At 33.1% G+C, this 19,776-nt stretch carries 14 protein-coding genes; 9 read left to right on the top strand and 5 right to left on the bottom strand.

The genetic code is table 11. The features are described from left to right. Positions 1-67 precede the first annotated feature (67 nt). Positions 68-1,393, top strand: a complete 1,326-nt coding sequence (locus ABEB31_RS21470; RefSeq protein ID WP_347053718.1) for an MFS transporter — start codon at positions 68-70, stop codon at positions 1,391-1,393. Between the two features lie 85 nt (positions 1,394-1,478). Here ABEB31_RS21470 and ABEB31_RS21465 read toward each other — a convergent pair whose 3' ends face one another. The 4 genes from ABEB31_RS21465 to ABEB31_RS21450 are packed head-to-tail and all read right to left on the bottom strand — an operon-like array spanning position 1,479 to position 4,365. Further along, the gene (locus tag ABEB31_RS21465; RefSeq protein ID WP_347053717.1) at positions 1,479-2,201 is read right to left on the bottom strand and encodes a head GIN domain-containing protein; all 723 of its coding nucleotides are present in this window, start codon (positions 2,199-2,201) and stop codon (positions 1,479-1,481) included. Positions 2,202-2,220: 19 nt separating this feature from the next. Next, positions 2,221-3,279, bottom strand: coding sequence for a hypothetical protein (locus tag ABEB31_RS21460; RefSeq protein ID WP_347053716.1), 1,059 nt, complete (start codon positions 3,277-3,279; stop codon positions 2,221-2,223). Continuing rightward, positions 3,263-3,796 (bottom strand): anti-sigma factor, encoded by a 534-nt coding sequence (locus tag ABEB31_RS21455; protein ID WP_347053715.1) that lies wholly within the window; start codon positions 3,794-3,796, stop codon positions 3,263-3,265. The genes ABEB31_RS21460 and ABEB31_RS21455 overlap by 17 nt, the downstream gene beginning before the upstream one ends. Positions 3,797-3,810: 14 nt before the next feature. Further along, positions 3,811-4,365, bottom strand: coding sequence for an RNA polymerase sigma factor (locus ABEB31_RS21450; protein ID WP_347053714.1), 555 nt, complete (start codon positions 4,363-4,365; stop codon positions 3,811-3,813). Positions 4,366-4,638: 273 nt separating this feature from the next. Between ABEB31_RS21450 and lon the strand changes: the two genes are divergently transcribed. From lon to ABEB31_RS21425, 5 genes are all read left to right on the top strand, one after another. Next, positions 4,639-7,092 carry an endopeptidase La gene (gene lon / locus ABEB31_RS21445; RefSeq protein ID WP_347053713.1) on the top strand — a complete coding sequence of 818 codons (2,454 nt, stop codon included), beginning with the start codon at positions 4,639-4,641 and terminating at the stop codon, positions 7,090-7,092. A gap of 248 nt (positions 7,093-7,340) precedes the next feature. After that, positions 7,341-8,360, top strand: a complete 1,020-nt coding sequence (gene porQ, locus ABEB31_RS21440; RefSeq protein ID WP_347053712.1) for a type IX secretion system protein PorQ — start codon at positions 7,341-7,343, stop codon at positions 8,358-8,360. Between the two features lie 4 nt (positions 8,361-8,364). Further along, complete coding sequence (locus ABEB31_RS21435) at positions 8,365-8,967, top strand: murein L,D-transpeptidase catalytic domain-containing protein (protein WP_347053711.1); 603 nt, start codon at positions 8,365-8,367, stop codon at positions 8,965-8,967. A gap of 410 nt (positions 8,968-9,377) precedes the next feature. Beyond that, positions 9,378-10,070, top strand: coding sequence for a (d)CMP kinase (gene cmk, locus ABEB31_RS21430; protein ID WP_347053710.1), 693 nt, complete (start codon positions 9,378-9,380; stop codon positions 10,068-10,070). Between the two features lie 69 nt (positions 10,071-10,139). Next, entirely contained in the window at positions 10,140-11,516 is a 1,377-nt protein-coding gene (locus ABEB31_RS21425) for a nucleoside permease (protein WP_347053709.1), read from the top strand. 328 nt (positions 11,517-11,844) lie between these two features. On the opposite strand, the gene ABEB31_RS21420 is transcribed toward ABEB31_RS21425, so the two are convergent. Then, complete coding sequence (locus ABEB31_RS21420) at positions 11,845-11,970, bottom strand: hypothetical protein (RefSeq protein ID WP_347053708.1); 126 nt, start codon at positions 11,968-11,970, stop codon at positions 11,845-11,847. Positions 11,971-12,001: 31 nt separating this feature from the next. On the opposite strand from ABEB31_RS21420, the gene ABEB31_RS21415 reads away from it, so the two are divergent. The 3 genes from ABEB31_RS21415 to ABEB31_RS21405 all read left to right on the top strand — a co-directional run bounded on the left by ABEB31_RS21415 (position 12,002) and on the right by ABEB31_RS21405 (position 18,824). Beyond that, on the top strand, positions 12,002-12,712 hold the full coding sequence (locus ABEB31_RS21415) for a hypothetical protein (protein ID WP_347053707.1): 711 nt from the start codon (positions 12,002-12,004) through the stop codon (positions 12,710-12,712). A 391-nt stretch (positions 12,713-13,103) separates the two neighbouring features. Continuing rightward, entirely contained in the window at positions 13,104-14,882 is a 1,779-nt protein-coding gene (gene rpsA, locus ABEB31_RS21410) for a 30S ribosomal protein S1 (protein WP_347053706.1), read from the top strand. Positions 14,883-15,368: 486 nt separating this feature from the next. Continuing rightward, complete coding sequence (locus ABEB31_RS21405) at positions 15,369-18,824, top strand: tail fiber domain-containing protein (RefSeq protein WP_347053705.1); 3,456 nt, start codon at positions 15,369-15,371, stop codon at positions 18,822-18,824. The last annotated feature ends 952 nt before the right edge of the window (positions 18,825-19,776 follow it).

Below are 19,776 nucleotides of genomic sequence, written 5' to 3'. Positions count from 1 at the left end.
AATAATTAGTATTCAATTATCATAAAAAATAAATACATTCGTATCGCATAAAAAAAATATTTTCTAAATGAAAAACCTACAAAAAGGAGATAAGAAGTTATTAAATGCGTGGGCATTTTATGATTGGGCTAATTCAGTTTATACTTTGACAATTGCGTCGGCAGTTTTTCCCATATTTTATGAAGCTTTATTCTCAGATCGCGATCATTATATTGATGTTTTCGGGATGCATCTTAAAAATTCTGCATTAATTAGTTTTATTACTGCTGCGGCATTTTTAGTAGTTTCTTTTATTTCTCCATTATTATCCGGAATAGCAGATTATGTGGGAAATAAAAAATCTTTTATGAAATTTTTCTGCTACATGGGAGCTTTATCCTGTATGGGATTATACTGGTTTGATCTTGATAATATTTATGTTGGCTTGCTTTTTTACTTTTTAGGATTATTAGGTTTTTGGGGAAGTTTGGTTTTTTATAATTCCTATCTCCCGGATATCGCATTTGAAGAACAACAGGATAAAATTAGTGCCAAAGGATATTCTTTAGGATATATAGGAAGCGTTATTTTGTTAATTATTAATCTGGCTATGATCATGAAGCCACAAGTTTTTGGGATTACCGGAACAAGTGGGGAAGCTGCAATGAAAGCCATGCGTTATTCTTTTATAATGGTGGGAGTGTGGTGGATACTTTTTAGTCAGTATACGTATTATTATTTACCAAAAGGAAGTAAGGAAACGGGAAACAAATTAACTGGAGATGTTATTTTTAACGGATTTAAAGAATTAAAGAAAGTTTGGGCGAGTCTTAAAAATATTGTTCCGTTGCGCCGTTACCTCGGCGGATTCTTTGTCTCCAGTATGGCTGTTCAGACTGTAATGCTGGTGGCTACTTATTTTGGTGCTCAGGAAATTCAATGGTCATCTAAAGAAGAAAGCACAACCGGATTGATCATTTGTATTCTCTTAATACAATTGGTGGCTGTTGCGGGAGCGATTTTAACTTCAAGGGCGTCAGCAAAATGGGGCAATATTCCCACGTTGATAGTGATCAATATTTTATGGGCAGTTTTCTGTGGTTTGGCATTTTTCATTACGCTTCCATTGCATTTCTATATTATGGCAACATCGATTGGTCTGGTTATGGGCGGAATTCAGGCCTTATCAAGATCAACCTACTCTAAACTACTTCCCGAAACAGAAGATACGACTTCGTTTTTTAGTTTTTACGACGTAGCCGAAAAAATTGGAATCGTTATCGGAATGTGTGTTTACGGAATTATTGACCAGATTACAGGAAGTCCGCGTGCGGCAATTGTAATTTTGGCAATTTTCTTTATTACGGCTATTTTTCTTTTAAGAAGAGTAAATAAAAAAGACGTTTCTGTTTAGAAACGTCTTTTACAATAACCATATTGACGAATTGCAATAATTATTTGATTGATGATAGTTTTGTAATTCGTTTTTTTTTGAAAAATTATCCTTTTGCTATACTTCCTGAGCCTGAAACTTTGACATCCCGTTTTTCAGGGTTTCCAGTATATTTAATATCTCCTGATCCAGAAACTCGTGCCATTAAACTTTCGCTGCAGTTTATATTTACATCTCCAGAACCTGAAACATTTATTGTCGCATTTTTAGATTTCAGATTTGCTGCTTCGATATCTCCTGAACCTGAAAGTTTAATTACTAAATTATCTGAACTGCCTTTTAATTTAATATCTCCTGAACCGTTGAGACTAAGATCAAAAGAATTTGATACAACATCCAAATCAAAATCACCTGAACCGGATAATTTGGCGGAGAATTTATCGCTTTTAATGGGCGATTTGGCTATGATATCTCCGGAACCAGATAGACTAAGTTCAGAAATTTTTTCAAATGGAACAGTAATTTCTACTTTTTTTCCCATGCTCGGATGTAAATTAGTCCCCTTCTTTGTATAAATTTTCAGAACATCATCTTCAACTTCAACAATAATTGCTGACAGGATATTTTGTTCTCCTGTTATACTGATTTTACCTTCTTTTCCTGCAACTAAATCAATATCAAAAAACCCTGATATTTTAATTGCGTCATATTCTGAAGTTGTTCGGGTTTCAGTAACTACATTTCCGTTTCCGTTTATTTTTTTCTGCGCGTTTGCAGTTAAGCTAATTAAAAGTGTACCGTAAATTATTGGTAAAATGAATTTTTTCATTGTTTTGATTTTGAGATGATTAGTTTTTAAGTAGTGAAATATTTCCGTAGTTCGAATTGATATTGATCTTGTTCTGTCCTTTTTTCTTATAAAAACCGCTGATTCTTTTGCTGTTGCTTTTAATTTCTGAAACCCCTATATCCAAACTATTATCATGTTTGATATTGGAGTATTTTGCCGAGATATCAAAGTCGAAGGCATAATTGGGAACATAACCTATTGATATATCAGTATATCCGGAATTAATAGTTACATTTCCGGCTTTTTCACTGATTGTTGCAATACTAATTTTACTGTAATTAGTATCAAAACTAAAGTTGCTTGAGATTTCACCCACAATAATAGTTAAGTAATTCCCGGAACCATTTAATGAATTGATTTTTTGGAATTTAAGGGTCCCGTAATTGCAGTCGGATTTTATATTTTGTCCGTCACCAAGATTTACATCGGTATAATTTGCATTTAAATTCAGGTTTCCGGAATCATTAATTTTTAATCCCGAGTATCTGGCATCGATAGATCCGGTTTTAATGTAATCGACATTTGAATTCTGACAATAAGCAATTTCAATCTGATTGCCGGATCCATTTAGTTTTCCTAAAGTAACCTTTCCGTACTTACAGTTAATATTTGCAGTAGATTCGAGGTTTGAAGTTAGAATATTTCCATATTTATTAACCAGTTTTACCGATCCGTTTTTCGGAATTTTTATCACATAATTAATTTCAAAACTATTATTGCTTCCTTTACTTTTTAAAGATGAATGTCCAATGTTGGTCACGGCAGAAACCATTCCTTTTAGAGCTGTAATAGTTATATCAATACTGTTTAGACGTTCGCTTACCCAATTTTCATTCGGACCGTTTACTTTTATAGTAATATCAAGATCAATTTTATCTTCATCCCAGGTTGAGACAGAAATGTTGCCGTATTTATTATCAATATCGATTCCGGCATTCGAATTTACGATATATGTTTTCTTAATATTTTTTTGTTTGGTGATAAAAGTATCATCATTTGAAAATCCCAGAAGAGGAAGTAATGTAAATAAAATTAATAAGTTATAATGTTTTTTCATCAGAGGTTTTTTTAAATTTTTCGTTTTCTTCAATTCTTTTTAAGACAGTTTGCAAAAAAGAGATCCGCGTTTGAAGATTACTTATCATTGCGTAAATAATTTGTTTATTTTCACCGTTTTTTTGCAGTTCATTTATGATTTTTTGATAATCAGCATCAAAAGTTTTCATTTGATGTAAGGCATCATTTATAATCTGCTCATTTTCAGGTGAACTTTTTTCTTTTAATTTAATCAGTTCATTATCAATCAGAATATTAAAAATAGAATCTGTTCGTTGCGTTTCTTTAGAGGCAAATTTGAATTCCTTTGGTTTTTCATTTTTATAAAAAAGAGAAATTCCAATCATTAAAACAATAGAAGCAGCAATTGCTGTCACAAACCCATATCTTTTCTTTGGTTCTCTTTTGTTTAATTTCTGCAGAAAATCCATGTGATGATTGCTGTCTAATTCCTGAATATCCCATTGGTTTTCAAACTTTCTGAATAATTTGTCTAAGTCGTCTTTTTGATTTTCCATAATTCCAATTCATTTTATATTTCTTCCAATTTCTTTCTCAAACTATCTTTTGCTCTGCTCAGGGTCGTTCTGCAATTTGCATAAGTGATATTTAAAATTTCGCAAATTTCTTCCTGGTCATAACCTTCAATGTAAAAAAGAGTCAGCACCATTCTGTAATTGTCTTTCAGCTGCAGAATAGTATCGAGAACCTGTTTTACTTTTAAATTGTTCAAGTCAATATTATCAGAGATAAATCCGTCATTTTCCTCAATTTTATAAAGCTGTTTACTCAAATCTTCTACCTGAAAAGAATTGTTTTTTTTATAAAAATCGATACTGTAATTAATGATTATTCTTTTTAACCATGCACCAAAAGCCACTTCTTGTTTATAGTCATTCATTTTTGTAAAAGCCTTTAAGAAACCTTCCTGCATGACGTCTTGTGCAAAATGTTCATCTTTTACAATACGATATGCCACATTATACATCGCTTTGCAATAGCGGTTGTAAATTTCAAACTGCGCCTTTTGATTATGGTTTTTACACAGCGCAATTAGTTCTTCGATATTTTGGTTATTTTTATTCAAGTAGTAGCTTTTGGTTGTATAAAGGACTCTGCTTTTTTTGGTATGTTACAGTTTTTATAAAATTAATTTTATTTTTTTTTGAAATGATAAAATGAAACAATCAAATTCAAATTTTAGGGCTGACTTCTTTTGCATTTGGCACAATGATTGTCTATTTTTACGGCCTGCCTTGTAATAAGAAAACAAAAGATGTTTTAGGTTCAACTTAACAGAAGAAGAAACTTTTTACAGGCAGCATAAACTTTTTAATGACAAAACGACTTATATATTATTATGTCAAACCATAAAATACTTACTATTGACAATCTGTCACTTCAGGAATTCGACTCAGAGGCAGAATTAATTCCTTTATTGACACCAGAAGACGAAGAGGAAATGAACAATGAAGAGCTTCCGGTTTCGCTTCCAATTTTACCTTTACGCAATACCGTTTTATTTCCGGGAGTTGTTATTCCGATTTCTGCGGGAAGAGATAAATCTATTAAGTTGATTAACGATGCCAATGCAGGCGGTAAAATTATTGGTGTTGTTTCTCAGATTAACGAAGAAGACGAAGATCCGTCCAAAGACGATATACATAAAATAGGAACTGTAGCGCGTATTTTACGTGTTTTGAAAATGCCGGACGGAAACGTGACGGTAATTCTGCAAGGAAAAAAACGCTTTGAAATTGAGGAAGTTGTTTCGGAAGAACCGTATATGACCGCTACAATTAAGGAAGTTACAGAGGAACGTCCGGAAGAAAGTGATTCTGAATTTACGGCCATTTTAGATTCTGTAAAAGAATTGGCAATCCAGATTATTAAAGAAAGTCCAAACATTCCTTCTGAAGCTACTTTTGCGATTAAAAACATTGAAAGCCAGTCGTTTTTAATCAATTTTGTTTCTTCTAATATGAATTTATCTGTAAAAGAAAAACAAGGTCTTTTATCGATAAACGGGTTGAAGGAACGTGCATTAGAGACATTACGTTATATGAATGTCGAACTTCAGAAATTAGAATTGAAGAATGATATTCAGTCAAAAGTTCGTTTTGATTTAGATCAGCAGCAGAGAGAATATTTTCTTCATCAGCAAATGAAAACCATTCAGGAAGAATTGGGAGGTGTTTCGCAGGAAGAGGAAATGGACGAAATGGGGCTGAAAGCTAAAACCAAAAAATGGGACGAAAAAACGCAGAAACATTTCGAAAAAGAATTATCTAAAATGCGTCGTATGAATCCGCAATCGCCTGATTTTGGAATTCAACGAAACTATTTAGAATTATTTTTAGAATTGCCATGGGGTGAATTTTCGAAAGATAAATTTGATTTAAAACACGCCCAGAAAATTTTAGATAAAGATCATTTCGGACTTGATGAAGTGAAGAAAAGAATGATTGAGCATTTAGCAGTCTTAAAACTGCGAAATGATATGAAATCTCCCATTATATGTTTAACAGGACCTCCGGGAGTTGGTAAAACTTCAATCGGACGCTCCGTTGCAGAAGCATTAGGACGCGAATATGTACGTATTTCACTTGGTGGTTTGCGTGATGAAGCAGAAATAAGAGGTCACAGAAAGACTTATATTGGGGCAATGCCAGGAAGAATTATTCAAAGTCTGAAAAAAGCCGGAACATCTAATCCTGTTTTTATTCTGGACGAAATTGATAAATTATCCAGTGGAAACAGCGGCGATCCTTCGTCTGCGTTATTAGAAGTTTTGGATCCGGAACAAAACAGTTCTTTTTATGATAATTTCCTTGAAATGGGTTATGATTTATCTAAAGTAATGTTTATTGCGACTTCTAATAATATGGGAGCAATTCAGCCAGCTCTGCGAGACAGGATGGAAGTAATAAAAATGTCCGGTTATACTATTGAAGAAAAAGTTGAAATCGCAAAAAGACATTTATTTCCGAAACAATTAGAAGCACACGGATTAACTTCAAAAGAATTAACAATTGGTAAAAAACAGTTAGAAAAAATTGTTGAAGGTTATACGAGGGAATCAGGTGTCCGTAATTTAGAAAATAAAATTGCGCAGGTAATCAGAAATGCTGCAAAATCTGTGGCGATGGAGGAAGAGTATAATAAAAAAGTTACTGACGAAGATATTGTCAAAATTTTAGGAGTTCCAAGACTGGAAAGAGATAAATACGAAAATAATGATGTTGCAGGGGTTGTAACCGGTTTAGCGTGGACAAGCGTTGGAGGAGACATTTTATTTATAGAATCTTTAATTTCTGAAGGTAAAGGATCTTTAACAATTACAGGAAACCTTGGAACAGTAATGAAGGAATCTGCCACAATCGCATTAGAATACATTAAGGCGAATGCAAAGAAATTGGGGATTGCTACAGAACTTTTTCAGAAATATAATATTCACCTACATGTTCCGGAAGGGGCAACCCCAAAAGACGGGCCAAGTGCAGGTATTGCAATGTTAACCTCTTTAGTTTCTCTTTTAACACAAACGAAAATAAAGAAAAGTCTGGCAATGACGGGTGAAATTACACTGAGAGGAAAAGTGTTGCCAGTTGGCGGTATTAAAGAAAAAATCCTGGCAGCAAAAAGAGCTAATATTAAAGAAATTATTTTATGTCACGAAAACAAAAGTGATATCGATGAAATAAAAGCAGAATACTTAGAAGGATTAACGTTTCATTATGTGAAAGAAATGAGCGAAGTTTTGGCATTAGCTTTAACCGATCAAAAAGTAAAAAATGCTAAAGTGTTGAAATAATCTGAAAGTAAATTTTACACTTTAAATAAATCCGGATTCCAATTTTACCATTGGAATCCGGATTTTTTATTTCTATTACTCCATTTTAAAACATTTATTTATAAGATTTTACTACAGTAATCAATCCGATAATACAGTGAAAACATGGCATAATTGTTGATTTTATATAGTTATAAAAATTATTTTATAAGTTATATAATTTTATCTTTGCCGTTGCGTTATTCCCATATAGGAGCGCCAAGAACAAAATGCTTAAAAAAATTGTTTTACTGTTTACAATCTTCGTTTGTTCGTATTCGTTCGGGCAGGTCGGAGGGCGTTACACCTATCAATTTTTAAATCTTACCACTTCGCCGAGGCAGGCAGCACTAGGAGGAGATATTATTACAATATATGATGAAGATGTTAATCAGGCCATGTCGAATCCAGCACTTATAAACGCAGACATGGACAATCACCTGGCGATGAATTACGGTAGTTATTATGGAGAAGCTTCTTATGGTACCGCTTCGTATGCTTATACTTATGATCGTCATCTGCAGACTTTTTATGCCGGTGTAACTTATGTAAATTACGGTACATTTGAAGGTTATGATGAGAATGGGCAGTCAACATCAAATTTTACCGGTAGCGAAGGGGCGTTATCATTAGGTTATGCTTATAATGTTCCTTTTACAGATTTATATTTCGGAACCAATGTTAAGTTAATAACTTCTTCGCTGGAAAGTTATAATTCGATCGGAGGGGCAGTAGATTTTGGGTTTTTATATCTTATGGAAAAGAATAATATTAATCTGGCGCTGGTAATTCGAAATATTGGTACTCAGTTTACAACATACTCAGGAATAAAAGAAAATTTACCATTTGAAATTGTTGCCGGGGTCTCACAAGAATTAGAACATGTTCCCATTCGCTGGCATCTTTCGCTTGAAAATTTACAGCAGTGGAATATTTCTTTTTCGAATCCGGTTCGGGGAGAAACGAACATCGACGGATCAACCAATCAGGAGAAAGTTTCATTTGTAAATAATGCTTTGCGACACGTAACATTTGGAGTTGAACTTTTTCCAAAGAAAGCATTTAATTTTCGCGTGGGCTATAATTTTAGAAGAGGAGAAGAACTCAGGGTCGAAGAGCAACGTAACTTTTCTGGAGTTTCACTGGGCTTTGGTTTAAAAATGAATAAGATAAAATTTAATTATTCGTACTCAAGATATACATTGGCAGCAAATACAAGTCTTTTCGGTTTAACTTTAAATTTTCAGTAATTATATGAAACTATTCTATTTGGTTTTATTTATGACAGTGAGTTTTTTTACGGGTTCAAAACTCTCTTTCAAAGAAGATGATGCTATTTCTACTGTAGAAATGGAAAGAATTAATAACAGAATAAGTGTTATTAAAAACATGATTAATATTGATCATAAATACAATCAGAAAATTGCCTTTTTGATAGATATGAAAGTTCCTTCAGGGAAAAATAGATTTTTTATCTACGATCTGGAGAAAAATCAAGTTATAGATCAGGGGCTTGTAGCGCACGGCTCTGGTTCTGAAACAGGAATTAAAGGAATGCTTAAATTTAGCAATATGCCCAATTCCAACTGTACTTCTTTAGGCAGATATGCTATTGGTGCAACTTACAAAGGTATTTTCGGAAAAGCATATCGCCTTTTCGGATTAGAAGAAAGTAATAATAACGCTTTAAAAAGAGCTATAGTGCTGCATCATTATTCTGCAGTACCCTACGAAGAGCAGGATTATTATATCAGCAACAGCCACGGATGCCCAATGGTTAATGAGCAATTCTTCAAGAGAATAGAAAAGATAATTGATAGTTCTAAGTCGAACATTCTTATGGATATTTATTATTAAAGTATATTTTTGGGTATTATAATTAGAAAACTTTTTATTCTCCAAACAGATTGTTTCGGGAATAAAAAGTTTTTCTATTACAATATAATCGCAAAAATCATTTTTTTTTGCGTTGTTCTCTTTTTGAATTATGGACTTTATGCTGTCTTTCAATTATAAAAAAAGCCATGATTATGTTTGACTAAAAAACAGATTAGGAAGCGCGATATTTTTTCATTGTTATTTTGATGTTCCATATAAGGAGAAAGATGGCTACATTTGCAATAGTTTTGGCTGTCTATTGGTTAGAAAAAAATATTTCAAAACAATAGTCCGGTTAATTGATATATCTCAGTCGGATATTATGATGAGTATTTATTATTAGAAAAATAAACAGTCTTTAATAGAATAAAAAATTTAAAAATAAAAAATTGAGAAAAATTACCATTGCTATCGACGGATTTTCATCTACAGGCAAAAGTACACTTGCAAAACAATTGGCCAGAGAACTTGAATATGTTTACGTAGATACCGGCGCAATGTATCGTGCGGTGTCTTACTTTGCAATGCAAAATAATTTAATTGGAAGTGATTTTTTTAAAATAGATGCATTAATTGAAGCTTTGCCTCAGATTAAGCTGGAATTTAAATACAATTCAGATTTAGGTTTCGCTGAAATGTATCTGAACGGAGAGAGTGTTGAAAAACAAATAAGAACAATTGAAGTTTCAAATTTTGTAAGTCAGGTTGCCGCAATTTCTGAAGTCCGGACAAAATTAGTAGAGCAGCAACAGGAAATGGGAACCAATAAAGCTATAGTTATGGACGGTCGCGATATTGGTACAGTAGTTTTTCCGAATGCCGAATTGAAAATTTTCATGACAGCCAGTGCTGAAACACGTGCCCAAAGACGTTTTGATGAACTGCAGCAGAAGGGGGATACGGTATCGTACGAAGAAGTTTTGAAAAATGTAACAGATCGTGATCACATGGATACGCACCGGGAGGATTCGCCTTTGGTAATTGCTGACGATGCTATTGAAATTGATAATTCTTACTTAACTAAAGAGGAACAATTTTCTGCTGTTTTAGAACTTGTAAAGGATGTTGTTAAAACTGAGTAATTTTTTGTAGATAATATTTTTAATGTTAGTTTTACCGCTTCATTTTTACTAAAAAGACAAAATCATTTTATGGGTATTAAAAACAGATTGATTTTAATGAGCTTTCTTCAATTTTTTGTTTGGGGAGCCTGGCTTATAACAATTGGAAATTATTGGTTTGGAACAAAAAACTGGGAAGGAACTCAATTTGGACTCGTATTTGGAACCATGGGAATTGCCTCTCTTTTTATGCCCACTCTAACGGGGATTATTGCCGACAGATGGGTAAATGCAGAAAAACTTTACGGAGTATTACATATTTTATACGCAGTAGTTTTGTTCGGAATTGCACAAGTTACCACGCCGGATACATTTATTTTAGTAATGCTTTTGGCAATGTGCTGTTACATGCCGACAATTGCTTTAAGCAACTCCATATCTTATACTTCGCTTAAGCTGAATAATAAAAACATAGTTAAGGATTTTCCGCCCATTCGTGTTTGGGGAACCATTGGTTTTATTGTAGCCATGTGGATTACCAATTTAAGCGGAAGTAAAGCTACAGAATATCAGTTTTATATTGCCGGAATCGGTGCTTTAATTCTGGGTATTTATGCCTTCACTTTACCAAAATGTGAGCCACAGCGTTTGATTAAAGAAAATGCAACCTTAACCGAAACATTGGGACTGGAGTCTTTTAAATTATTTGTAAATTATAAAATGGCTTTGTTCTTTGTCTTCTCTATGTTTTTAGGAGGAGCACTTCAATTGACAAATGCTTACGGTGATGTCTTTTTAGATGAGTTTAAACACTTTCCTAAATATGCAGATTCATTCGTAATAAAGTATTCTACCATAATTATGTCGATTTCTCAGGTTTCTGAGACGTTGTTTATATTAGCGATTCCTTTCTTTTTAAGACGTTTTGGTATTAAACAAGTTATGCTTATTAGTATGCTGGCGTGGGTTTTACGTTTCGGATTATTTGCTTTTGGAGATCCTGTAGGCGGATTATGGATGATTATCCTTTCTTGTATTGTTTACGGAATGGCATTTGATTTCTTTAATATCTCAGGTTCTTTATTTGTAGAAAGTAATACCGATTCTAAAATTCGTTCCTCTGCACAGGGATTATTTATGATGATGACCAATGGAGTAGGAGCAGTTTTAGGAAGTTTGACTTCTGGCTGGGCAATCGATCGCTTCTTTACAAAGTCTTTTTCTAATACAACAGAATTAGCTGGATTTTTACAAACGGAAACTACTAATTATAAAATGCTGGAATTTGTAAAAAGCCAGGGAAATGAAATTTCTGCAGACGGAATATTTTCTAATCCGGTTTTAATGAAGGATTGGCATACCATCTGGCTATCTTTTGCAGCTTATGCTTTGATTATTGCAATTGCGTTTGCGGTTTTATTTAAGCATAAACATGACCCTAAGGAATTGGAGAATTTGAGTCATTAGAAAACACATATATTATATCGAACCCGACAGGCTTTTTAAAACCTGTCGGGTTTTGTTGTTTTAGAATGAATACGAAAATCTCCCTATTCTTTTTTAAGTCAGACAAACAATTTCATATTCCTCAGATCTTGTCAAAGTTTTAAAATTCAACAAAGAAAAAATCTTGAACAGTATTCATTAGTTTTTTTTAAAACTGATGGGTTTTATTTTAAATATTGATTCAAAATTATTTTGTAAGTTTAGAAAATAGTATTAATCTTGCAATATTATTAGTAAGAAATTTTTTAATAATTATTAAAAATTAAAACAACTTATTTATGGAGAATTATTACAAACCGTCCGGCAAATTTTCGTCAATTTTTATCTTGTATTTTTTGCTGGCTGTTGCCATACCATTTCCCATTTTGGGATTGATATATGCATATTGCATTTGGTACATTCCTTTTGTGTACATAAACTTTTTTATTACAATTGGATTTGGATTTATGGTTGGATTTATAATATCTGAATTCGTAATCAAAAAAGGAAAAGTCAGAAATCCGCTTTTAGGAGTATTTATCGGAGTAGCCGGAGGATTATTAGCGTTGTATTTTCACTGGGCGATTTGGATTGATTTGGTTATCAATGCCGGAGAAAGTTATGGTTCTAAGAGAATCGGGATCACAGTTAGTAATATCGACTTCCTGCAGACATTTTCATTAATATTTAGACCAGATTTAGTATTTCAATTTATGGGGGAGATAAATGAATATGGAACCTGGGGTATTCGCGGTGCAACGGTAACCGGAACTTTTCTTTGGATTATTTGGTTAACAGAACTTATAATAGTGATTGCTGTTTCAGGTTTTTTACCTTATTTGGAGGCCAAAAAACCTTTTTCAGAATCGACCAATTCATGGTATGAGGAAATGGTGCTTCCTGCATTTAGTTACATCGAAAACAAACAGCAGATCATTGCTTCGATAACACAAAGCAACCATGCCGACTTTGAATCGCTAAGCAATGAAGTTAATAAGGAAGAAGATAATCACAGTATCTTTACGCTTTATAAATCTAAATCAGGAAAAAACTACTTATCGATAGAAAACAAAACCTCAAAAACAGACAAAAACGGGAAAATATCATTTGATAATCATCAGATTGTAGAATATATTGCTATAAATAGTGAGCTTTCAAAATTATTATTGAATAAGTAATTCAAAGCTTTGTCAAAGTTTAAAAATTTGACAAAATTAATCGCAAAATAAGATTGACAAGTTCGTTTAAAACTAAAAACTTCTAATTTAATCCCGATAGTCCCGATGCTTAGGGAGAAATTATTATGTCTCGTTTTTTTTAACGAGACATAAAAGATTGCAACGGATAACGGAGCAAAAGCCCAGCAAAAACATAAATTGTCTGCTCCTGAGCAATACCCTGAGAATCATTGCTGATTTATTTTGTAAGTCCAAATATTTGTAGTAATTTTGCAGACCTTTTGGCAAAGAAGAGTTTCCTTTAGGTATCAACTATTTATGTAAAACAACTTCTGTTTTTTCTACTGCTTTATGAAACTCGAGGAAAACAGAATACAAATTTTTTATCAGCATGTCTGAACAATTAAAATCACAAGAAGAGTTTTTAGCAAATTTTAACTGGCATAACTTCCAAGAAGGAATTGATGCAGTAGATGAGAAAAACTTACAAGAGTTTGAAGAACTAGTATCAAAAACTTTCATCGCTACTGATCAGGAAGAAGTAGTTGAAGGAGTTGTTGTTAGAATTACAGATAGAGACGTTATCGTTGATATCAATGCTAAATCTGAAGGTGTTATTTCTTTAAACGAATTCCGTTACAACCCAAACTTAAAAGTAGGTGACAAAGTAGAAGTATTAATCGACATCCGTGAGGACAAAACAGGTCAATTAGTATTATCTCACAGAAAAGCACGTACTATCAAATCTTGGGATAGAGTTATTGCAGCTAATGAAACTGGAGAAATCGTTAACGGTTTTGTTAAATGCAGAACTAAAGGAGGTATGATCGTTGACGTATTCGGTATCGAAGCTTTCTTACCAGGATCTCAAATTGACGTTAAGCCAATTAGAGACTACGATGTATATGTAAACAAAATGATGGAATTCAAAGTGGTAAAAATTAACCACGAATTCAAAAACGTTGTTGTATCTCACAAAGCGCTTATCGAGGCTGATATTGAAGTACAGAAAAAAGAAATCATCGGTCAATTACAAAAAGGACAAGTATTAGAAGGTGTTGTTAAAAACATTACTTCTTATGGTGTATTTATTGACTTAGGTGGTGTAGACGGATTAATTCACATTACTGACCTTTCTTGGAGCAGAATCAACCACCCAAGTGAAGTTCTTGAATTAGACCAAAAATTAAACGTTGTAATCCTTGATTTCGATGATGAGAAAACAAGAATTCAATTAGGATTGAAACAATTAAACGCTCACCCATGGGATGCTTTAGACTCTAACTTAACTGTTGGTGATAAAGTTAAAGGTAAAGTAGTTGTAATCGCTGATTACGGTGCTTTCATTGAAGTTGCTGAAGGTGTTGAAGGTTTAATCCACGTTTCTGAAATGTCATGGTCAACTCACTTACGTTCTGCTCAGGACTTCGTGAAAGTTGGAGATGTTGTTGAGGCTGTTATTTTAACTTTAGACAGAGATGATCGTAAGATGTCATTAGGTATCAAACAATTGACTCAGGATCCATGGACAGATATTACTTCTAAATACCCAGTAGGTTCTAAACATACAGGTATCGTTAGAAACTTTACAAACTTTGGTATTTTCGTAGAATTAGAAGAAGGAATTGATGGATTAATCTACATTTCTGATCTTTCTTGGACTAAGAAAATCAAACACCCATCTGAGTTTGTAAACGTTGGTGAAAAACTTGATGTAGTAGTATTAGAATTAGATGTTGACGGACGTAAATTATCTTTAGGTCACAAACAAACTACTGCTAATCCTTGGGATCAATATGAAGATTCTTTCGCTGTAGGAACTATCCACAACGGTGAAATTTCTGAAATTGTTGACAAAGGAGCTACTGTAGAATTCGGAGATGATATCGTTGCTTTCATTCCTACTCGTCACCTTGAAAAAGAAGACGGAAAGAAATTGAAAAAAGGTGATACAGCTGATTTCAAAGTAATCGAGTTCAACAAAGAATTCAAAAGAGTAGTTGCTTCTCACACTGCTATCTTCCGTGAAGAAGAAGAGAAAAACGTGAAAGCTGCAACTGAAAATACTTCATCTAACTCTACTACAAATGCACCTGCTGCAACTTTAGGAGATAACAATGATGTATTAGCTGCATTAAAAGCTAAAATGGAAAAAACGGAGAAAAAATAATTCTTAGTTTCCTCTAAATAGAAAGTCCCACAGAAATGTGGGACTTTTTTTTTGCGAATATTTAAAGTATGTCTTTATTTATTAGTTTGAAGTCTTCTACAGGCAATTTCAATTCTAATAAATAAAGACATTTGCCATGGTTTTTAACTGTCTGTTTTTAAGGATGTAAAGGTCGTTATGAATTCTTTTTTAAACAGGAAAATTTCAATGTGCTTTCTTATTTTGATAAACTATTTGCTTAATTAAGATAAGTCGATTAAACAGACATAAATTTAATTATGTGTTTAGAGCTAATCATTATAATTTTTTGTCCTATTGGAATTTCATGAAACACTGTAATTTGATTTTAGAGTTATTTGAGATTGATATTTATAAAGCTGTTGTTATGTTAATTGTAAGCCTCAAAATTATTTCTTTTTTAATTATAATGATTTATATACTCCACATATAAATAATTATAACAATTATTCAATTTAAATCAACGTTATGAAAATTTTTAATTTGCTTTTAGTTTTTATTATAGGAGGTTTTGTAAGTTATGGACAGACTGGTATAGGGACTGTATTACCAAACAGATCTTCCCAATTAGATGTATTTGCTGCAGATAAGGGAGTGTTAATTACCAGAGTGCAACTCGAGAGTACAGTTAGCATGAATCCCATTAGCAACAGTGGCTCATTGCCTGCCAGTCTTATGGTTTTTAACGAGGCAACAGCAGGTGTTGCACCTTTTAATGTTAGTCCTGGATATTATTATTGGCACGATAATAAATGGAACAGAATCGTGATTTCCTCTGAAATAAATACTGCGACAGGTACTGTAATTTTTAATCCCACTACAAATGTTTTCACATATATTGATCAGAATGGGAGTCAACAGACCATTAATATTCAGGATTTAATTAAAGCAAATGAAACTGTAACAACATTAGTTAATAATACTGATGGTACACACGTTTATACCAGTGAGGATAATACAAAAACAACGATCGATGTCGTTGGCGATATTACAACAAATGCGTCCTCTGTCTTTAATAATAGTAATGTTTTAAATGAATTAATTAAGATTATACGTAAAGATGAGACGTTAACAAGTCTTGTTTACGATAGTGCAGCCAATACTTTAACCTATAATGCAGAAAATGGAACACCAACCGTTGTAAATTTGCTGAATATGGTACAGAAGGCAGAAACGCAAACTTCTTTGGTATATGATGCGGCTGCAAAGACACTTACATATAATCCGGAAAACGGAATACCAACCGTTATTAATCTGATTGATCTGGTTGGGGATACAGAAACAGTGACAACATTAGTTAACAATACTGATGGTACACACGTTTATACCAGCGAGGATAATACAAAAACAACGATCGATGTCGTTAGCGATATTACATCAAATGCATCCTCTGTCTTTAATAATAGTAATGTTTTAAATGAATTAATTAAGATTATACGTAAAGATGAGACGTTAACAAGTCTTGTTTACGATAGTGCAGCTAATACATTAACCTATAACGCAGAAAATGGAACACCCACCATTGTAAATTTGCTCAATATGGTACAGAAGGCAGAAACGCAAACTTCTTTGGTGTATGATGCGGTTGCAAAGACACTAACATATAATCCGGAAAACGGAACACCAACCGTTATTAATCTGGTTGATCTGGTTGGGGATGCAGAAACAGTAACAACATTAGTTAATAATACTGATGGTACACACGTGTATACCAGCGAGGATAATACAAAAACAACGATAGATGTTGTTGGCGATATCACAACAAATGCTTCTACTATATTTAAAAATACAGATGTATTAAGAGAAATAAATACAATTGTTAAAAATGCCGAAACACTAACAACTTTGGATTTTGACCCTGCAACAAGTACTTTGAATTATAATGATGAAGACGAAAAGGAGAAAACAATCAACTTGTCTTCTCTGAAAACTATTATAAAAGAGGGAAGCAATACTACAGTTTCAGGAGCTGGTACAGCTGAAAACCCATACCGAATAGATACTCCATTTCAAAATGCTAGTCAAACAACGAGTACTGCAATTGACGCATCTCCAACTACAGTTGCAATTCCGGCTGAAAATGTTCAGGGAGCATTAGTTAATATAGCAACAGAATTAAAAAATAAATGGGATTTGCAAGGAAACGCTGGTACAGTAGCGGGCACAAACTTCTTGGGGACAACAGATAATGTTGATTTAATTTTTAAAAGAAATAAATTCGTGAGCGGACTACTTAGTCAGAACAACACTTCTTTTGGATACAGAGCTTTACCAGTTAGTGATCCCTCACTGGGTGTCAACAATGTTGCTTTAGGTACAGATTCTATGTCAAAAAACGTTAGTGGAAGTAGTAATATCGCGATGGGATATCAATCTCTTTATAATAATATCAGCGGAAGTCAAAACACAGCTTTAGGAAAACAAGCACTCTTTAAAAACACCACAGCAAGCGATAATACATCACTAGGATTTAAAGCATTATTTTCTAATACTACCGGAAATAGTAATACAGCGGTTGGAAAGGAATCGCTTTTCATCAACGACTCCGGAACAGGCAATACAGCCATGGGAGTATCGGCATTATATAAAAATGTAATAGGAAATAATAATACAGCAAATGGTTTTGAAGCTCTTTATAATAATCTGGGCACCAGCAATGTTGGATTCGGATCTGGAGCGTTAAGAAATGGGGGCGCTATTGACAATAATGTTGCAGTCGGTTTTCAGGCGCTTACTTATAATACAGTGAGTAACAATACGGCAGTCGGATATAAAGCATTAGCGGCAAATACATCCGGGATAAATACATCTGTTGGGGCGCAGGCATTAACAGCCAATACTACAGGAAGTTTCAATGTTGCATTAGGGGCTCAGGCATTATTTAAAAGTGTTACTTCAAATAACAATATAGCTATTGGATATCAGACTTTATACAGTAATACATTAGGATTTGGAAATATTGCTACCGGAGCTCAGGCTTTATATACAAATACGATCGGTACTAATAATACGGCAAATGGTCATCAGGCGCTTTATTTTAATACTGGAGGATATGAAGCTGTAGCAGTAGGGAAACAATCGCTTTACTCGAATACAACCGGAGCATACAACACTGCTGTAGGTTCAGAAGCTTTATATTCAAATATTACCGGTAATTATAATACTGCAATCGGATACCGTGCACTTCAAAATAATACTACCGGGACTATGAATACTGCCAGCGGTTTAGAAGCGCTTCAATATAATACAACCGGAAGTTATAATACAGCAGATGGTCGTGATGCACTTCGCAGTAATACTACCGGTATGAATAACACTGGAATGGGATGGAGTACTATGCTATGGAATACCACAGGAAGTGATAACGTAGCAATTGGATATCAGGCAGGATTAAATGTTAATGCAACCGGAGGCGCAACAGCGACCAATGTAAACAAATCTGTTTTATTAGGAGTTAATACCAGACCCTTATCGGACAACGGAGTTAACGAAGTGGTAATAGGTTATGGGGCTCTTGGAAGAGGATCGAACACAGTTCAAATTGGAGATGCAAATATGACAAATATCGGTGGTCAGGTTCCATGGTCTAATCCTTCTGATCTTCGTTTAAAAAAAGACATTGAAACCAGTAATTTCGGTTTGAACTTTATTACAAAGATTCGACCTGTCGTTTATCATATGAAATCTGGAAATCAGAATCTCCAATCCGGATTTATTGCTCAGGAAGTGGAAGACGTAGCGAATTCTATTGGTTATGAATTTAGTGGAATTGTAAAACCTGCGGGAGAAAATGATTTTTATAGTCTACGTTACTCAGATTTTGTTATTCCATTGGTTAAGGCAGTTCAGGAGCAGCAGCAAAAAATCAATGACTTGGAGGAGCGCCTTCAAAAACTGGAAGCATTGGTAAATAAAGTAAATTAATTATAACCAATACCAAAAATAAGATCACGAATAATTACCATAAAAAAGTCCCACATTAAGTGGGACTTTTTTATGGTAATTATTTAATATGTGCAAATTAATTTTTTTTTCTTATAACCTGTTTAAAAATATTTTTTTTTGTAATTTAGATCACTGAAATTCAATTTGTTATAATGTATAAAAAAAAGATCCCCTTTATTTAAGATCCCACGCTCTGTACCAGTACAAATTAAAATTATTCAATTTTAAATATGACTGTAGTTCAATAATAATATTTTTTAAATTTTTAAAATAAACAAATTATGATATAATTCTTTTATAACCCTACTATTATAAAAATTAAATACTTCTCATAATTTATCTTCAAAACGGATATACCTTTTTTATTATCCAATTAATTTAAGCCCTGCTATATTTCTCCTCGTACTAGATAGTTATTTTAGTATTTCAATTAATTAGTTTTCAAGTTAAGAACTACTTTACCTGGATTCAATCTAGCATAGCTATGACAGCTCACTAGATATCTGTCCGAATTCATTCAATTATAGTGGTTATTTTAATTGAACCTTCTTTACTCTAAGAATATTACCGCTGTACAATTTGTTGTAATAATGCACTATATCATAAGCTGTATAATGTTATTTTTAAAGTAAGTAATAAAAAAAATAATTTTTACCTGAATTTTCTTTATAATTAAATTTATTTTGTAAGTTTACACTACTGAAAATTAGATAGTTATTATATTGGAGTTTTTGTAAGCTCTTTAATAGACGCTAAATACAAAATTGTATTTCTGACCCTGCATTTTTACAAATGCATATTATTTAAAAGTTTAAATTTTAAGTAATCACTTTAAATTTTATTTCAACACTACGCATTCCCTTATTTTATTAAATCAGAATATTGTTTTAACTGAATTATTATTTAATATGTAAATCAATAAAGTATGACA

Source organism: Flavobacterium olei (assembly GCF_039749035.1).
GTDB lineage: Bacteria > Bacteroidota > Bacteroidia > Flavobacteriales > Flavobacteriaceae > Flavobacterium > Flavobacterium olei.
Note: the sequence above shows the minus strand (reverse complement) of the source record. Positions and strands in the feature narration are given on the sequence as shown.

Excerpts from the sequence above, each read along its gene's own strand:
- lon (WP_347053713.1), top strand. The coding sequence starts at position 4,639 with ATGTCAAACCATAAAATACTTACTATTGACAATCTGTCACTTCAGGAA.
- ABEB31_RS21415 (WP_347053707.1), top strand. The coding sequence starts at position 12,002 with ATGGTTGGATTTATAATATCTGAATTCGTAATCAAAAAAGGAAAAGTC.
- ABEB31_RS21425 (WP_347053709.1), top strand. The coding sequence starts at position 10,140 with ATGGGTATTAAAAACAGATTGATTTTAATGAGCTTTCTTCAATTTTTT.
- ABEB31_RS21435 (WP_347053711.1), top strand. The coding sequence starts at position 8,365 with ATGAAACTATTCTATTTGGTTTTATTTATGACAGTGAGTTTTTTTACG.
- ABEB31_RS21420 (WP_347053708.1), bottom strand. The coding sequence starts at position 11,970 with ATGTACACAAAAGGAATGTACCAAATGCAATATGCATATATCAATCCC.
- ABEB31_RS21465 (WP_347053717.1), bottom strand. The coding sequence starts at position 2,201 with ATGAAAAAATTCATTTTACCAATAATTTACGGTACACTTTTAATTAGC.
- ABEB31_RS21455 (WP_347053715.1), bottom strand. The coding sequence starts at position 3,796 with ATGGAAAATCAAAAAGACGACTTAGACAAATTATTCAGAAAGTTTGAA.
- ABEB31_RS21470 (WP_347053718.1), top strand. The coding sequence starts at position 68 with ATGAAAAACCTACAAAAAGGAGATAAGAAGTTATTAAATGCGTGGGCA.
- ABEB31_RS21405 (WP_347053705.1), top strand. The coding sequence starts at position 15,369 with ATGAAAATTTTTAATTTGCTTTTAGTTTTTATTATAGGAGGTTTTGTA.
- porQ (WP_347053712.1), top strand. The coding sequence starts at position 7,341 with ATGCTTAAAAAAATTGTTTTACTGTTTACAATCTTCGTTTGTTCGTAT.
- ABEB31_RS21460 (WP_347053716.1), bottom strand. The coding sequence starts at position 3,279 with ATGAAAAAACATTATAACTTATTAATTTTATTTACATTACTTCCTCTT.
- rpsA (WP_347053706.1), top strand. The coding sequence starts at position 13,104 with ATGTCTGAACAATTAAAATCACAAGAAGAGTTTTTAGCAAATTTTAAC.